The organism is Streptomyces xingningensis (assembly GCF_054957865.1).
On record NZ_JBDJPF010000099.1, the window covers coordinates 1 to 15,237 of the forward strand.

11 protein-coding genes are annotated in these 15,237 nt (G+C 70.0%); 8 read left to right on the forward strand and 3 right to left on the reverse strand.

Going from position 1 to position 15,237, the window contains the following annotated elements; translation table 11 throughout:
* Window positions 1-185: 185 nt before the first annotated feature.
* A complete protein-coding gene (locus ABCR83_RS30875; protein WP_462698557.1) occupies window positions 186-1,085 on the reverse strand; it encodes a glycerophosphoryl diester phosphodiesterase membrane domain-containing protein in 900 nt (299 codons plus the stop codon).
* 485 nt (window positions 1,086-1,570) lie between these two features.
* On the opposite strand from ABCR83_RS30875, the gene mtnA reads away from it, so the two are divergent.
* The 7 genes from mtnA (at window position 1,571) to ABCR83_RS30910 (ending at window position 9,981) form a co-directional block, all read left to right on the forward strand.
* Window positions 1,571-2,707 carry an S-methyl-5-thioribose-1-phosphate isomerase gene (gene mtnA, locus ABCR83_RS30880; RefSeq protein ID WP_462698558.1) on the forward strand — a complete coding sequence of 379 codons (1,137 nt, stop codon included), beginning with the start codon at window positions 1,571-1,573 and terminating at the stop codon, window positions 2,705-2,707.
* Entirely contained in the window at window positions 2,704-3,381 is a 678-nt protein-coding gene (gene mtrA / locus ABCR83_RS30885) for a two-component system response regulator MtrA (RefSeq protein ID WP_462698559.1), read from the forward strand. Before mtnA ends, mtrA begins: the two co-directional genes overlap by 4 nt.
* Before the next feature lies 1 nt (window position 3,382).
* Window positions 3,383-5,368 carry an MtrAB system histidine kinase MtrB gene (gene mtrB, locus ABCR83_RS30890; RefSeq protein ID WP_462698560.1) on the forward strand — a complete coding sequence of 662 codons (1,986 nt, stop codon included), beginning with the start codon at window positions 3,383-3,385 and terminating at the stop codon, window positions 5,366-5,368.
* On the forward strand, window positions 5,365-7,200 hold the full coding sequence (locus ABCR83_RS30895) for an LpqB family beta-propeller domain-containing protein (protein ID WP_462698561.1): 1,836 nt from the start codon (window positions 5,365-5,367) through the stop codon (window positions 7,198-7,200). The genes mtrB and ABCR83_RS30895 overlap by 4 nt, the downstream gene beginning before the upstream one ends.
* 76 nt (window positions 7,201-7,276) lie before the next feature.
* Window positions 7,277-8,044 (forward strand): ComF family protein, encoded by a 768-nt coding sequence (locus ABCR83_RS30900; RefSeq protein ID WP_462698562.1) that lies wholly within the window; start codon window positions 7,277-7,279, stop codon window positions 8,042-8,044.
* A gap of 291 nt (window positions 8,045-8,335) precedes the next feature.
* Window positions 8,336-9,025: a ribosome hibernation-promoting factor, HPF/YfiA family gene (hpf, locus tag ABCR83_RS30905; protein ID WP_462698563.1), complete on the forward strand. Its 690-nt coding sequence runs from the start codon at window positions 8,336-8,338 to the stop codon at window positions 9,023-9,025.
* 212 nt (window positions 9,026-9,237) lie between these two features.
* A complete protein-coding gene (locus ABCR83_RS30910; RefSeq protein WP_462698564.1) occupies window positions 9,238-9,981 on the forward strand; it encodes a response regulator in 744 nt (247 codons plus the stop codon).
* 55 nt (window positions 9,982-10,036) lie between these two features.
* On the opposite strand, the gene ABCR83_RS30915 is transcribed toward ABCR83_RS30910, so the two are convergent.
* Together ABCR83_RS30915 and ABCR83_RS30920 are read right to left on the reverse strand one after the other, a co-directional pair.
* On the reverse strand, window positions 10,037-11,257 hold the full coding sequence (locus ABCR83_RS30915) for a winged helix-turn-helix domain-containing protein (protein WP_462698565.1): 1,221 nt from the start codon (window positions 11,255-11,257) through the stop codon (window positions 10,037-10,039).
* A 46-nt stretch (window positions 11,258-11,303) separates the two neighbouring features.
* On the reverse strand, window positions 11,304-11,897 hold the full coding sequence (locus ABCR83_RS30920) for a GNAT family N-acetyltransferase (protein ID WP_462698566.1): 594 nt from the start codon (window positions 11,895-11,897) through the stop codon (window positions 11,304-11,306).
* Window positions 11,898-12,274: 377 nt separating this feature from the next.
* Here ABCR83_RS30920 and secA point away from each other — a divergent pair, with 377 nt between their 5' ends.
* Window positions 12,275-15,097, forward strand: a complete 2,823-nt coding sequence (secA, locus tag ABCR83_RS30925; RefSeq protein WP_462698567.1) for a preprotein translocase subunit SecA — start codon at window positions 12,275-12,277, stop codon at window positions 15,095-15,097.
* Window positions 15,098-15,237: the final 140 nt, after the last annotated feature.

Genomic DNA, 15,237 nt, shown 5'->3' on the forward strand with positions numbered 1-15,237 from the left:
GATGGTACTGCATGGGGGACCGTGTGGGAGAGTAGGACGCCGCCGAACAATTATTGGTAAGCCCTGGTGGGAACTTAGGTTCCCGCCAGGGCTTACTTGTGTTTACAGGGTTGTGTTTACAGGGCCGCGAAACCCCGGGATGCGCTGTGGCATCCCGGGGAAAAGTCATGACCGGAGGGGGTTGATCAGGCTGTCTGTTCGTCGTTGGCGCGAATGAGCTCCAGATCGAGGGATTCCTGGCGGATGCGCTGATCGACATAGAGCAGTGCGGTGACGCCGGCCGTAATGGGCAGAGCGAGAGCCGAGCTGACGGCAGCGCCAACGCCTGCAATGGTCAATGAGGTCCAGCTGAGGTTCTGAGTGGAATCGAGATCACCAGTGAAGATCCATTCGATGATGCTGGTGGGTATCTCGATGATCATCGTGGCTGCGAATACCACCAGAATGGCGAGGAGCTGGACGCCGAAGATACGCCACCATGAACCCCGAACCAATTTCACGGATCGCCGCAGGGACGCCAGCACGCCCTGCTTTTCCAGCATCAGTGCCGGTGCGGCGAGACAGTAACGAATCCAGATCCATGTCACACCCGCGATCCCGGCAAGTCCGCCGACACCGGCGAGTGCACCACCGATCCACGTGGCCCCGGCGGCGTACAGCGCACATCCCGGGGCGATTGCCAGCACAAAGGTGCCCATCACGAGTGCTGGGAGAAGACAGAGCAGGCCGCCCATGCGCAGCAGCCGGGGGCGTGCGTCCTGCCAGGCTTCGCTGATCGAGGTCGGTCGGCCCATGACGGCTCGGCTGACGACGACGGTCAGCAACGCCGTGGCGATGATCGAACCGATGAGGCCGATGGCCATGGCGATGGTCATGGTGCTCAGGCTGCTGCCCAGGGCGTTCAGGACTTCCCGGGGGCTTGCGGAGTCTTTGAGCTCCTCCACCTGGGTGCTGTGCCGGAGCCAGAGACCGCTGGTTATGGTCACCAGGGCCTGGGTGGCAACCGCCACGAGGGCGGAGATGCCAAGAGCCGGCCGCCAGTACCTGAGAGTCGTCTGGATGGCGCCCTGCAGGACCTCGCCCACGCCCAGTGGACGCAGCGGGATCACTCCTGGCTGCGGCGCCCGCGGTGGAGGGGTCCACTGGTGACCGCCCCAGCCGCCCGGGCTGCCGCCGGTCGGCCCACCGTTGTTCCAACCGGGGTCCCAGCCCTGGCCGGGAGGCTGTGCCGGGCCGCCCATGGGCGGCGACCACCGGTGTGGGGGCGGCTGGTGCCCGGCCCACTGGGAGGTGTGTACAGCGGCCTGGTCCGCACGCGGTGTCTCGTTCGTGTCAGTGGGCTGTTCCGGAGCGATGGGGGGTTGCTCGTCGGAAGGGGATGGTCCGGGCGAGTTCCGGCCCGGAGAGTCGTTCATGTTCGGTCGCTCCTTCTGGGGCCCGATTGCCGGTGCGGCGGCCGGGTCTTTCCGAACATCGTGTCACGCTGCTCCCAAGGGCTCCGGAGGGCTCGTAAGGGGGAGCGGCAGGAGGAGACCTTCAATAGTGGGGGCACGCGGGGCAGACTGGACTAATGGCTGATCGGTATGTGCTGCCCGCGGACAGCGCCGGTTCCCCCGTCGTCTCCCTGCGCTGGGAGGAGCCGCCGGATGGGCCCGTGATCGTGCTTCTGGACCAGCGGAGACTTCCCGCCGAGGAGGTCGAGCTGGTGTGTACGGATGTGCCCGCACTGGTGGAGGCGATCCGTACGCTCGCGGTGCGGGGCGCGCCGCTGCTGGGGATCGCGGGCGCCTACGGGGTGGCGCTCGCGGCCGCGCGGGGCTTTGACGTGGAGGAGTCCGCCGAGATGCTCGCCCATGCGCGGCCCACCGCGGTGAACCTGGGCTATGGGGTGCGACGCGCCCTGAGGGCGTACCGCGAGGCGGTCGGCCGCGGCGCGGCCGCCGGGCGGGCTGCGGCCGCCGTGCTGGCCGAGGCGCGGGCGCTCCACCGCGAAGATGCCGAGGCCAGTGCGCGGATGGCGGTGCATGGGCTCGCGCTGCTGCAGGAACTGCTGCCGGGCGGCGGCTACCGGGTCCTCACCCACTGCAATACGGGCTCCTTGGTCTCCGGTGGTGAGGGCACGGCGCTCGCAGTGGCGATTGCCGCGCACCGGGCGGGGCAATTGCGAAGGCTGTGGGTGGACGAAACCCGCCCGCTGCTCCAGGGTGCGCGGTTGACGGCGTACGAGGCCTCGCGGGCGGGCCTGGCCTACACGCTGCTCACCGACAACGCGTCGGGTTCGCTGTTCGCGTCGGGGCAGGTGGACGCCGTGCTGATAGGCGCGGACCGGATAGCGGCGGACGGATCGGTGGCCAATAAGGTGGGCAGCTATCCGCTGGCCGTGCTGGCCCGCCATCACCGGGTGCCGTTCATCGTGGTGGCGCCGAGCACGACCGTGGACTTTGACACCGCTGAGGGCGCGGCCATCGAGGTGGAACAGCGTCCTGGGCATGAGGTGACGGAATTTGTTCCCTCGCCCGGTGCCGGGGCGGGAGTGCCGGTGGCGCCGGTGGGGGCACAGGCCTACAACCCTGCGTTCGATGTCACACCGCCGGAGCTGGTGACCGCGATTGTCACGGAAAACGGGGTTGTTTCCCCTGTGACAAAGACGGGTCTCGCGGAGCTGTGTACCAGGTCACGATCGGGTAATGGGATGATGTCGATATGAAGGGACGCGTCCTTGTCGTCGACGACGACACCGCACTGGCCGAGATGCTCGGGATTGTGCTGCGTGGTGAGGGTTTTGAGCCGTCGTTTGTAGCGGACGGCGACCGGGCACTTGCCGCATTCCGTGATGCCAAGCCGGATCTTGTACTGCTCGATCTGATGCTGCCCGGCCGGGACGGCATCGAGGTGTGCCGGCTGATCCGCGCCGAGTCCGGGGTGCCGATCGTGATGCTGACGGCCAAGAGTGACACGGTCGATGTGGTGGTCGGGCTGGAGTCCGGCGCGGACGACTACATCGTCAAGCCGTTCAAGCCCAAGGAGCTGGTGGCCAGGATCAGGGCCCGGCTGCGGAGGTCGGAAGAGCCTGCGCCGGAGCAGCTCTCGATCGGGGATCTGGTCATCGATGTGGCGGGGCACTCCGTCAAGCGCGAGGGACAGTCGATCGCGCTGACGCCGTTGGAGTTCGATCTGCTGGTGGCGCTGGCCCGTAAGCCCTGGCAGGTGTTCACCCGCGAGGTGCTGCTGGAGCAGGTGTGGGGTTACCGGCACGCGGCGGACACGCGGCTGGTGAATGTGCATGTGCAGCGGCTGCGTTCGAAGGTCGAGAAGGACCCGGAGCGGCCGGAGATCGTGGTGACCGTGCGGGGTGTGGGCTACAAGGCCGGGCCGAGCTGACATGCCGGACAGCGGTGCCGCTCCGGAGCGGGGCGCGGGGCGGCCCGTGGAGTCGGGCGGCATACCTCTTCACCGTCGGCTGTGGCGTGCCGGGCGGCTGCTGCCCGATGGCGCGGCCGCGGCGCCGGTCCATCCATTGCTGCGGCTCTATGTGCGGTGGGTGCGGCGCCCGCTGTTGCCCGCGATGCGGTTGTGGGTGCGCAACATTCAGCTGCGGGTGGTCGCCACCACCCTGCTGATGTCGTTCGGTGTGGTGCTGCTGCTGGGCATCGTCGTCATCGGCCAGGTGCGCAACGGTCTGCTGGAGGCCAAGCGGAACGCGGCGCAGAGCCAGGCCGAGGGTGGTTTCCAGGCGGCCCGGGCCGCCGCCGATCCCGGTGCCGTCGGGCCCGATGGCCGTAGCCAGGACGGCTCCCAGGCCGCGGGGCGGGGGAAGCCGGATCCGGGGGCCTGGCTGACCGCGCTGGTGCAGCAGCTCGCCAGTGGTGGTCAGGGCGTCTATTCCGTGGTGGCGCTGAGTACCAGTGCCGATGATTCGGCGCACACGGGTACGCATGGGCCGCGTGCTTCCGGCGACATCGATCCGGAGCACAGCGTGCCCGGCGATCTGCGGCGGAAGCTGGGCGCCGCCAGGGCCGGGGCTTTTGAGGAGCCCACGCTGATCAAGCGCAGTGCCTCCGACGAGGGGGAGCCCGCGTTGGCGATCGGCAAGCGGCTCTATGACATCGACGGCAATGCGTATCAGCTCTACTACCTCTTCCCGTTCACCCAGGAGGAGAAGTCGCTCAGCCTGATCAAGGGCACGCTGGCGACCGCCGGGGTGTTCCTGGTGGTGCTGTTGGGGGCCATCGCCTGGCTGGTGGTGCGGCAGATCGTCACGCCGGTGCGGATGGCCGCGGGGATCGCGGAGCGTCTGGCGGCGGGTGTCCTCCAGGAGCGTATGAAGGTCACGGGCGAGGACGACATCGCACGTCTGGGCGAATCCTTCAACAAGATGGCGCAGAACCTCCAGGTCAAGATCCAACAGCTGGAGGAGCTGTCGCGAATGCAGCGCCGGTTTGTCTCGGATGTCTCACATGAGCTGCGGACGCCGCTGACGACCGTGCGGATGGCGGCCGAGGTGATTCACGAGGCCCGGGACGGCTTCGATCCGGTCACTGCACGCTCCGCCGAGCTGCTGTTCGAGCAACTGGACCGCTTTGAGTCGCTGTTGGCCGACCTGCTGGAGATCAGCCGGTTCGACGCCGGTGCGGCGGCCCTGGAGGCCGAGCCGATAGATCTGCGCGATGTGGTGAAGCGGGTGGTCGACGGGGCGCTGCCGTTGGCGGAGCGCAAGGGCAGCCGGCTGCTGGTGCGGGGCGCGGACAAACCGGTGGTGGCGGAGGCGGACGCCCGGCGGGTGGAGCGCGTGCTGCGGAACCTGGTGGTCAACGCGGTGGAACACGGAGAGGGACGGGATGTGATCGTGCGGTTGGCGGCCACGGGCGGTGCGGTCGCGGTGGCCGTGCGCGACTATGGCGTGGGGCTCAAGCCCGGTGAGGCGACCCGGGTGTTCAACCGTTTCTGGCGGGCCGATCCGGCCCGTGCCCGGACGACCGGCGGTACCGGCCTGGGCCTGTCGATCGCGGTGGAGGACGCCCGGCTGCACGGTGGCTGGCTGCAGGCCTGGGGCGAGCCGGGTGGGGGTTCGCAGTTCCGGCTGACCCTGCCCGCCACGGCGGGCGACGCGCTGCGCGGTTCGCCGATACCGCTGGAGCCGGACGACTCACGGCGCAATCGAGGGGTGAACGAGGCCGGGGTGCCGCTGGCCGTTTCCGGCCGGGGTGCGCCCGTACCGCCGCAGGGGAGGGCCTCGGCTCGACAGGTGCGGCCGGCCGTGGACCCGGCGGCGCTGCCGGGCAGCGGGGCGCGGGTGGTGTCGCGCCCGGGCGGTGCCCGGGGCGAGCAGGCGGCGGGCGGCGGAAGCCGGGACCGGAGGCGGCCGTGACGGCGCGCGGCGGCCTGCCGCGCCGCAGCCGGGCACTCGGTTTCCTCGCGCTGGCGGTCGGCGGTGCGCTGCTGGCCGGGTGCGCCTCGATGCCGGAGAGCGGGGAGGTGAACCCGGTGGACTCCGCGCAGCGGGCCGACGCCGATTCCCAGGTGCGGGTCTACGGTGTGCCGCCGCGCAAGCACGAGGAGCCGCAGGACCTGGTCAAGGGCTTCCTGGAGGCGACGACCAGCGACGATCCGGACTATGCCACGGCCCGGATGTATCTGGCGAAGTCGGCGAAGGGCAAGTGGGATCCGGCCGCCTCCACCACCGTCCTGGCGGAGATGCCGCGGGTGCGGGTGGAGCGCGTCGCGGACCGGGAGCCGGGCCAGCCCGTCGTGCTGACGGGCAGACAGGTCGCGAAGGTGGACGACAAGCACGCGTACAAGCCGGAGGACCGCTCGTACCAGACGGAGATCCACCTGACCCGCGAGGACGGCGAGTGGCGGATAGACGCGCTGCCGCCCGGGCTGGTGCTCGGCGTCTCCGACTTCCAGCGCATCTATCGATCGGTCAACAAGTACTACTTCGCCGAGCTGGGGCCGGAGGGGAGCGACAACGAGCGGGCCCGGGATGTGCTGGTCGCCGATCCCGTCTATTTGCGCAAGCGGATAGACCCGGTGACCTCGACCGTGCGGGCGCTGCTGGAGGACGGGCCGACGACCTGGCTCGACCCGGTGGTCGCGACGGCCTTCCCGGCCGGTACGCGCCTGCGGGACAACCGGCTGTCGCTCGATGATTCCAATGCCCTCAAGGTGCGGCTCGACGGTCCGGTGGCGGACGTGAGCCAGGAGCGGTGCCGGCGGATGGCGACGCAACTGCTCTTCACCGCCCAGGAGTCGGCCCGGGTGGACAGCGTGGTCCTGCTGGACAAGGGCGGCTCCGAGCTGTGCCGGCAGGGACGTGACGACGCCAAGCGGTATGCGCCGGACCAGACGACCGGCCGTGCCGACCGGCAGTACTTCCTCGACAAGCAGCACCGGCTGGTGAGTCTGGCGGACAGTGAGGACGTGCCACGCCGGGCGCTCGGGCCGTTCGGTGCGGACGGGGCGGCTCCGCTGAGGTCGGTGGCCGTCGACCGGCACGAGACCCGGGCGGCGGGCGTGTCCGCCAACGGGCAGTCGCTGCATGTCGCGGCGCTGGAGGCCGGGGCGTCGCCGGGCGAGGCGAGGCTGACGGTGCGCGGGGGAGCGAAGGCCGGGCTGACAGCGCCCAGTTGGGACGGGCTGGGCGATCTATGGGTCGCCGACCAGGACCCGGAGCACCCTCGGCTGCTCCGGCTGCCGGGTGGTACGGGTGCGCCGGAGGAGGTCAGGGTGTCCGGCCTGGACGGTGGGCGGATCACGGGGCTGCGGGTGGCCGCGGACGGGGTGCGGATTGCGCTGCTGGTGTCGAAGGGCGACCGGGCCGTCCTGAAGATCGGCAGGGTCGAACGGGGCGGCACCGAGGAACGGCCGAGCCTGTCGGTGCGGGAGTTGCGTCCCGTGGCGCCGAATCTGGTGGATGTGAACGCTGTGTCCTGGGCGGGCGGCAGTCGGCTGCTGGTCGCGGGGCGGGAGCAGGGCGGCCTGCAACAGCTGCAGTTCATCGAGACGGACGGATCGCTGTCGAACACCTCGGCATTGCCCGGGACCAGCGGGGTGCTGGGTGTGGCGGCGCCGGACAACCCGGGCAAGGCGGCACAGGCGCTGATCGTCGAGCGGGAGGGCGACGGGATCGTACGGCTGCTGCCGGACGCCAACTGGAAGTTGGTGCTCCAGGACGGGTCGGCGCCGGCCTACCCGGGGTGACCATGGGGGCCGTCCTCGTCACCCAGAGTTATCCACAGGGGTGGCGGGGGTGGTCGCGGGGCGGAACACTGGAGTCATGCGCGGGTGGTGGCGGGAGATCACCGGCCTGGTCATGCCGGCCGATTGCGCGGGGTGCGGGGTGCCGCGGTCCGTGTTGTGCGACGGCTGCCGCAGCGAGCTGTGCGGCCGCCCGGCGTGGCGGGCCTGGCCGGATCCGGTGCCGGAGGGCATGCCCCCGGTCTACACCGCCTCGTGGTACGCGGGCCCGGTGCGGGCCCTGCTGCTGGCTCACAAGGAGCGGGGTGCGCTGGGGCTGGCGGGGCCGCTGGGCGCCGCGCTGGCGGGTGCGGTGGGCACTGTGGGTGGTGTTGGTGCGGGAAGGGGCGTACGGGCCGGGAGCGCGCCCCTGCTGCTCGTGCCGGTGCCCTCCGCGCGGTGGGCCGTGGCGCGGCGCGGGCATGACGCCGGCCGGCGTCTGGCGCTGGCGGCCGCGGGGGCACTGCGCGGCGCGGGCACGGCCGCGCGGGTGGCGGCGGTGCTGCGGCAGCGGCGGCCGGTGGCCGACCAGGCGGGGCTGGACGCGGGGCAGCGGCGGCTGAATGTCTCGGGGGCGATGGCCCTCCCGAAGGGCGCCGGGCGGCTGTGGTCCGATGGCGCGTCCGTGGTGCTGGTGGACGACCTGATGACGACCGGCGCCTCGCTGGTGGAGGCGGCTCGGGTGGTCTCCGGGGCGGGCGGCCGGGTGGTGGGGGCCGCGGTGGTCGCGGTGACTCCCCGGGAGCGCGGAGACTTCCATGCGGGCCGGGCGAAACCGGAACTGGCTGGTAACGCCCGTCGTTCCTGATGGAAACGGCGGGAGAACACCTGAATGGAGGTACGTCCCGGCAAGGGGTACCGACAGGCTTCCGAGCGAGATATGTTCGGTTGTGAGGAATGGCAGAGGCTATGCCTCATATCTCCGAATGGCGCGTTTGGCGCGCCGTCGAAGAAGCTTGAAACGGTGGGATGTAGATCTTGCCGTTGGGGGAGGAGGAGGTGAAACCGCCGTGTCGGTGGCCTCGGGTATCCCCGGGGTCTGATGCAAGAGGGATGCGTTCCGCACCTTCGGCGGGGCCATCCGGGAACGGAGTTCTGCGTGGACATCGTCGTCAAGGGCCGCAAGACAGAAGTGCCCGAGCGCTTTCGCAAGCACGTGGCCGAGAAGCTGAAGCTGGACAAGATCCAGAAGCTCGACGGCAAGGTGATCAGCCTCGACGTGGAGGTGTCCAAGGAGCCCAACCCCAGGCAGGCCGACCGCTCGGACCGAGTGGAGATCACCGTGCGCGGACGCGGACCGGTGATCCGGGCGGAAGCCGCCGCGACAGATCCCTATGCCGCGCTGGACCTGGCCACGGCCAAGCTCGAGGCGCGGCTGCGCAAGCAGCACGACAAGCGCCACACCCGGCGGGGCAATGGGCGCATCCCGGCGAGCGGGGTCGCGAGCGTCGTCATCGGCTCCGCGGAGCTGAACGACAGCGGCAGGCTCGTGGCGGAGGAAACGGCGGGAGAGGTTCCGGTGACCCGCATGGGTTCGCTGGAAATCCGGGGCGAGGGCCCCGTCGTGGTCCGGGAGAAGACCCACACCGCCGCCCCGATGACGCTCGATCAGGCGCTCTACGAAATGGAGTTGGTCGGCCACGACTTCTATCTGTTCGTCGACTCCGACACCAAGATGCCCAGTGTCGTCTACCGGCGACACGCGTACGACTACGGTGTCATCCACCTCAACGCGGACCCCTTCGCCGAGGAAGTGATCGGTGGTGGGGGCGGCGCGCTCGGCGGCTGAGCCGGACCGTGTCGCTTGAGTCGTAGCCACCCGTGTTGGTGCCCCGGAGCTTTGAGGGGCTTCCGGGGCACCGTCGTGCGACCACGGACGCACCACCCCGTCGTCCGGCATGAAATCATGGTCGGGCGGCCAACGGCCGGTCGGCTGCGACCGGTTGGGGCGGCGCAGCACTGTGCAACCGCGAGGGGCCATGGCCTTCAGGGGGAGGAACAATGGCGGACAGGTTCGGGCCCGTGATCGTGCCCGGTGAGGACGACGGCGAGGGCGCCTGCGCGGACCGGGGTGCGATGGAAGGGGAGCCGATCCGGGTGCTGGTCGTGGACGACCATGCGCTCTTCCGGCGCGGGTTGGAGATCGTGCTGGCCCAGGAGGAGGACATCCTGGTCGTGGGTGAGGCCGGGGACGGCGCGGAGGCCGTGGACAAGGCGGCCGATCTGCTGCCCGACATTGTGCTGATGGATGTGCGGATGCCCCGGCGCGGTGGCATCGAGGCCTGTACCTCCATCAAGGAGGTGGCCCCCAGCGCCAAGATCATCATGCTGACGATCAGCGATGAGGAGGCCGACCTCTATGACGCGATCAAGGCCGGTGCGACGGGTTATCTGCTCAAGGAGATCTCCACTGATGAGGTGGCGACCGCCATCCGGGCGGTCGCCGACGGGCAGTCGCAGATCAGCCCGTCGATGGCCTCCAAGCTGCTGACCGAGTTCAAGTCGATGATCCAGCGCACCGATGAGCGCCGGCTGGTCCCGGCGCCCCGGCTCACCGACCGCGAGCTGGAGGTGCTCAAGCTCGTCGCCACCGGCATGAACAACCGTGATATCGCAAAGGAGTTGTTCATCAGCGAGAACACGGTCAAAAACCATGTGCGGAACATCCTGGAGAAGTTGCAGCTTCATTCGCGCATGGAAGCGGTCGTCTATGCGATGCGGGAGAAGATTCTCGAGATCCGTTGATCGCCGGGTGCCTGCGCGCCGCCCCCGGCCAATGCAGCTTGGGGATTCGCTGAAGTCAGCCGAGGGCATCGACCAGTGCGGCCGCCAGCTTCGCATCGTCGCAGCGCTCGATCCGCACCGAGTCGCAGCCCACCCACTCCGCCGCTTCCCGCAGCGCCCGTGCCATGGGGGTCACGGACCTGGCGCCGTCCAGCGATACCTGCCGGGCGATCAGCGTGCTGCCCTCCCGGGCCGGATCCACCCGGCCGGCCAGCCGCCCGCCGGTCAGCAGCGGCATCGCGAAATACCCGTGCACCCGCTTCGCCTTGGGCACATACGCCTCCAGCCGGTGGATGAAGCCGAACATCCGCTCGGTGCGCGGCCGGTCCCAGATCAGTGAGTCGAACGGCGACAGCAGTGTGGTGCGGTGCCGCTGCCCCTTCGTCGAGGAATCGGCCGCCAGTGCGGCCGGATCGGCCCAGGCGGGCTTGGACCAGCCCGCCACCTCGACCGGCACCAGCCCGGTGCTCTCGATGACCGCATCCACCTCATCGCTCTTGAGGCGGTGATAGTCCGCGAGGTCCGCCCGGGTCGCCACCCCCAGCGCCGCACCCGCCTGGGCGACCAGGCGCCGTATGCACTCGGAGTCCGTCAGGTCGTCATGGAACAGGGCATCCGGGACGGCGCGCTCCGCGAGGTCGTACACCCGCTTCCAGCCGCGCCGTTCGGTGCAGACGACCTCGCCCGTGTCGAGCAGCCACTCCACGGCGATCTTCGTCTCGGACCAGTCCCACCAGGGGCCGCCGTTCTTGGCGCCGCCCAATTCCGTTGCCGTCAGGGGGCCCTCGGACTTGATCCGGTCCAGAACGGCGGCGCAGGAGCGGTCGGCGTCCGCCATCACATGCCAGCGGTGGCCGCGGGCCCGCCGGGCGCGCCGCCGGAACGCGAAGAGCGGCCACTCCTCGATGGGCAGGATGCATGCCGCGTGCGACCAGTACTCGAAGCTGTGCGGGGGCTCGGCCGCCTCGCCCGCGGGGCGGGGCGTCCAGTAGGCGGACTCGATGCCGGCGCGGCCGACCGCGCCCAGCCGTGCGTACGGCACCAGTTCGTGCGAGCGGGCCAGCACCGAGATGGTGTCCAGCTGGACCGCCCCGAGCCGACGCAGCATCCCCCGCACCCCCGCCCGCCGGTCGGGGGTGCCGAGCAGGCCCTGGGCGCGCAGCGCCAGACGCCTGGCCTCGTCGGCGGAGAGGCGGACATCGGCCCTACGGCCCTTCGCGATGGCGGCAGTTGTCATGTGAGCACCCTAGGGCCGGCCACTGACAATGCCGCGGGGCCGCAGGTCAGCCCTGCCCGGAGTGCGGCACATACCGGGTCTTCGACGGCAGGCCCAGGTCCGAGGGCAGCAGCGCGGCCCGCCAGGCGTCCATGCGCACACCGCTCTGGATCGTCATCGCGCGCGCCGTGCCCTCCATCCTGAAGCCGAGCCTGCGGGCGACCCCGCGGGACGGCTCGTTCCCGGCCACCGCGACCCACTCCAGCCGTTCCACGCCCAGATCCTCGAAGGCCCAGCGGACCACCTCGCGTGCCGCCTCCACGGTGTGGCCGCGGCCGCGCGCCTCCTTGGCGGTCCAGTAGCCGAGCTCGGCCTGCCGGTCGGGGGTGTGCAGCCGCTCCAGCCGCACCAGGGCCATCACCCCCACCAGCCGCCCGTCCTCCCGGCCGAAGACGCCAAAGGTGTACGCGGAGTCGTCGCGCCAGCCGTTCGGGCAGGTCTCGGCCACGTACACCCGGGCGTGCTCGGGGGTGTACGGGGAGGGCACGGGGGTGTAGCGCGGGATCTCGGGGTCCTGGCAGGCGGTGTGCACCGCGGCCGCGTCGGAGGGGGCGAAGGGGCGCAGCACCAGGTGCTCGGTGGTGAGGGATATCGGTTCCATGGGCGGAGTCTGGACGGCGGCCCCGGCGCGGTGCGACCACGGGGCCGTTGCTTGCCTGAACTGTCGGAAATGGAGGAAATGTCAGAAATGCCATGAATGTCATGGATATTGCATCAGGGGCCGGGATGGGCGGGAGACAGTGGGCGAAAGGCAACAAGGCGCCGTCCGATTACCTCTGTCGGGCACTTCCGGGTGGCGGGGTCCGTTGTTCCGTCGGGTGATACCCGGCCTCGGGGATGACGGACCTCCCGGCGTGGTGGGGTCCTCGCTTACGATGGCCGTTGCGGCGGGGACTGCCCCGTCGTGCCCGCGCACCTTCCCCCCTGCCCGGGGCGGGGACATCAGTGCCAGGCCCGACCGGCAAGGAGTCAGCCTACGTGTCCGTCTTCGGCAAGATCATGCGTGCAGGAGAAGGCAAGATCCTGCGCAAGCTGCACCGCATCGCGGACCAGGTCAATTCCATCGAAGAGGACTTTCTCAACCTCTCCGACGCCGAGCTGCGCGCCCTGACCGACGAGTACAAGCAGCGCTACGCCGACGGCGAGAGCCTGGACGACCTGCTGCCGGAGGCCTTCGCGACCGTCCGCGAGGCCGCCAAGCGGGTGCTCGGCCAGCGCCACTACGACGTCCAGCTGATGGGTGGCGCCGCGCTGCACCTGGGGTATGTGGCGGAGATGAAGACCGGCGAGGGCAAGACCCTGGTCGGCACCCTCCCCGCATATCTGAACGCGCTGTCCGGCAAGGGCGTGCACCTGATCACGGTCAACGACTACCTCGCGGAGCGCGACTCCGAGATGATGGGCCGGGTGCACAAATTCCTCGGCCTGTCGGTCGGCTGCATCCTCGCCAACATGACCCCGGCCCAGCGCCGCGAGCAGTACGGCTGCGACATCACCTACGGCACGAACAACGAGTTCGGCTTCGACTACCTGCGCGACAACATGGCCTGGTCGCAGGACGAGTTGGTGCAGCGCGGCCACAACTTCGCGGTGGTCGACGAGGTCGACTCGATCCTGGTCGACGAGGCCCGTACGCCGCTGATCATCTCCGGCCCGGCCGACCAGGCCACCAAGTGGTACGGCGACTTCGCCAAGCTGGTCACCCGGCTCACCAAGGGTGAGCCGGCCGAGCCGCAGAAGGGCATCGAGGAGACCGGCGACTACGAGGTCGACGAGAAGAAGCGCACCGTCGGCATCCACGAGGCCGGTGTCAGCAAGGTCGAGGACTGGCTGGGCATCGACAACCTCTACGAGTCGGTCAACACCCCGCTCGTCGGATACCTCAACAACGCCATCAAGGCGAAGGAACTCTTCAAGAAGGACAAGGACTACGTCGTCATGGACGGCGAAGTCATGATCGTCGACGAGCACACCGGCCGCATCCTGGCCGGCCGCCGCTACAACGAGGGCATGCACCAGGCGATCGAGGCGAAGGAAGGGGTGGACATCAAGGACGAGAACCAGACCCTCGCCACGATCACCCTCCAGAACTTCTTCCGCCTCTACGACAAGCTCTCCGGCATGACCGGTACGGCGATGACCGAGGCGGCCGAGTTCCACCAGATCTACAAGCTCGGTGTGGTGCCGATCCCGACGAACCGGCCGATGGTCCGCCTGGACCAGTCCGACCTCATCTACCGCACCGAGGTCGCCAAGTTCGACGCGGTCGTCGAGGACATCGCCGAGAAGCACGAGAAGGGCCAGCCGATCCTGGTCGGCACCACGTCCGTCGAGAAGTCGGAGTACCTCTCGCAGCAGCTGGCCAAGCGCGGCATCCCGCACGAGGTGCTCAACGCCAAGCAGCACGAGCGCGAGGCGACGATCGTCGCCCAGGCCGGCCGCAAGGGCGCCGTCACCGTCGCCACCAACATGGCCGGCCGCGGTACGGACATCAAGCTCGGCGGCAACCCCGACGACCTCGCCGAGGCGGAGCTGCGCCAGCGCGGCCTGGACCCGGTCGAGCACGTCGAGGAGTGGGCGGCCGGGCTGCCCGCCGCCCTGGAGAAGGCCGAGGCCGCGGTCAAGGCCGAGTTCGAGGAGGTCAAGGAGCTCGGCGGGCTCTATGTGCTGGGCACCGAGCGCCATGAGTCGCGGCGCATCGACAACCAGCTGCGCGGCCGCTCCGGCCGGCAGGGCGACCCGGGCGAGTCCCGCTTCTACCTCTCGCTGGGCGACGACCTTATGCGCCTGTTCAAGGCCCAGATGGTCGAACGCGTGATGGCCATGGCCAATGTGCCCGACGACGTTCCGATCGAGAACAAGATGGTCACCCGGGCCATCGCCTCCGCCCAGTCGCAGGTCGAGCAGCAGAACTTCGAGACCCGCAAGAACGTCCTGAAGTACGACGAGGTCCTCAACCGCCAGCGCGAGGTCATCTACGGCGAGCGCCGCCGCGTCCTGGAGGGCGAGGACCTGCAGGAGCAGATCCAGCACTTCATGGACGACACCATCGACGACTACATCGGCCAGGAGACCGTCGAGGGCTTCGCGGAGGAGTGGGATCTCGAGCGGCTGTGGAGCGCGTTCAAGCAGCTCTACCCGGTGAAGGTCACCATCGAGGAGCTGGAGGAGGCGGCCGGTGACCGCGCGGGCATCACCGCCGAGTTCATCGCCGAGTCCGTCAAGGACGACATCCACGAGCAGTACGCGGCCCGCGAGGAGCAGTTGGGCTCCGACATCATGCGCGAGCTGGAGCGCCGGGTCGTGCTGTCGGTCCTGGACCGCAAGTGGCGCGAGCACCTCTATGAGATGGACTACCTCCAGGAGGGCATCGGCCTGCGCGCGATGGCCCAGAAGGATCCGCTGGTCGAGTACCAGCGCGAGGGCTTCGACATGTTCCAGGCCATGATGGAGGGCATCAAGGAGGAGTCGGTCGGCTACCTGTTCAACCTGGAGGTCCAGGTCGACCAGCAGCTCGAAGAGGTGCCGGTGCAGGATGCCGAGGCGGCCCCGTCGGCGGAGAAGGTCCAGGACACGGTTCCGGCCGCCCGGCCGGAGATCCGCGCCAAGGGCCTGGACGCCCCGCAGCGCCACGGCCAGCTGCACTTCTCCGCGCCCACCGTGGACGGCGAAGGCGGCGTCGTGGAGGGCGACTTCGCCAGCGAGGAATCCGCCGCGGTTGCCGCGGCGGACGGCATGACCCGGGCGGAGCGCCGCAAGGCCCAGAAGAACGGCGGCGGTGGGCGCCGCCGCAAGAAGTAGCGTCGGCCGAGCCGGTGGCGGGGGGCCCCCCGGGGGCCCCCCCCCCGGGGGGGGGGGGCGCGCCCCCCCCGGGCCCCGGCCCCCCCCCCCGCCGGGCGGCGGCCCCCCCCCCCCCGGGGGGGCACACGCGCCGCGGGGGC

Excerpts from the sequence above, each read along its gene's own strand:
- mtnA (WP_462698558.1), top strand. The coding sequence starts at position 1,571 with ATGGCTGATCGGTATGTGCTGCCCGCGGACAGCGCCGGTTCCCCCGTC.
- mtrA (WP_462698559.1), top strand. The coding sequence starts at position 2,704 with ATGAAGGGACGCGTCCTTGTCGTCGACGACGACACCGCACTGGCCGAG.
- mtrB (WP_462698560.1), top strand. The coding sequence starts at position 3,383 with ATGCCGGACAGCGGTGCCGCTCCGGAGCGGGGCGCGGGGCGGCCCGTG.
- ABCR83_RS30900 (WP_462698562.1), top strand. The coding sequence starts at position 7,277 with ATGCGCGGGTGGTGGCGGGAGATCACCGGCCTGGTCATGCCGGCCGAT.
- ABCR83_RS30910 (WP_462698564.1), top strand. The coding sequence starts at position 9,238 with ATGGCGGACAGGTTCGGGCCCGTGATCGTGCCCGGTGAGGACGACGGC.
- ABCR83_RS30915 (WP_462698565.1), bottom strand. The coding sequence starts at position 11,257 with ATGACAACTGCCGCCATCGCGAAGGGCCGTAGGGCCGATGTCCGCCTC.
- ABCR83_RS30920 (WP_462698566.1), bottom strand. The coding sequence starts at position 11,897 with ATGGAACCGATATCCCTCACCACCGAGCACCTGGTGCTGCGCCCCTTC.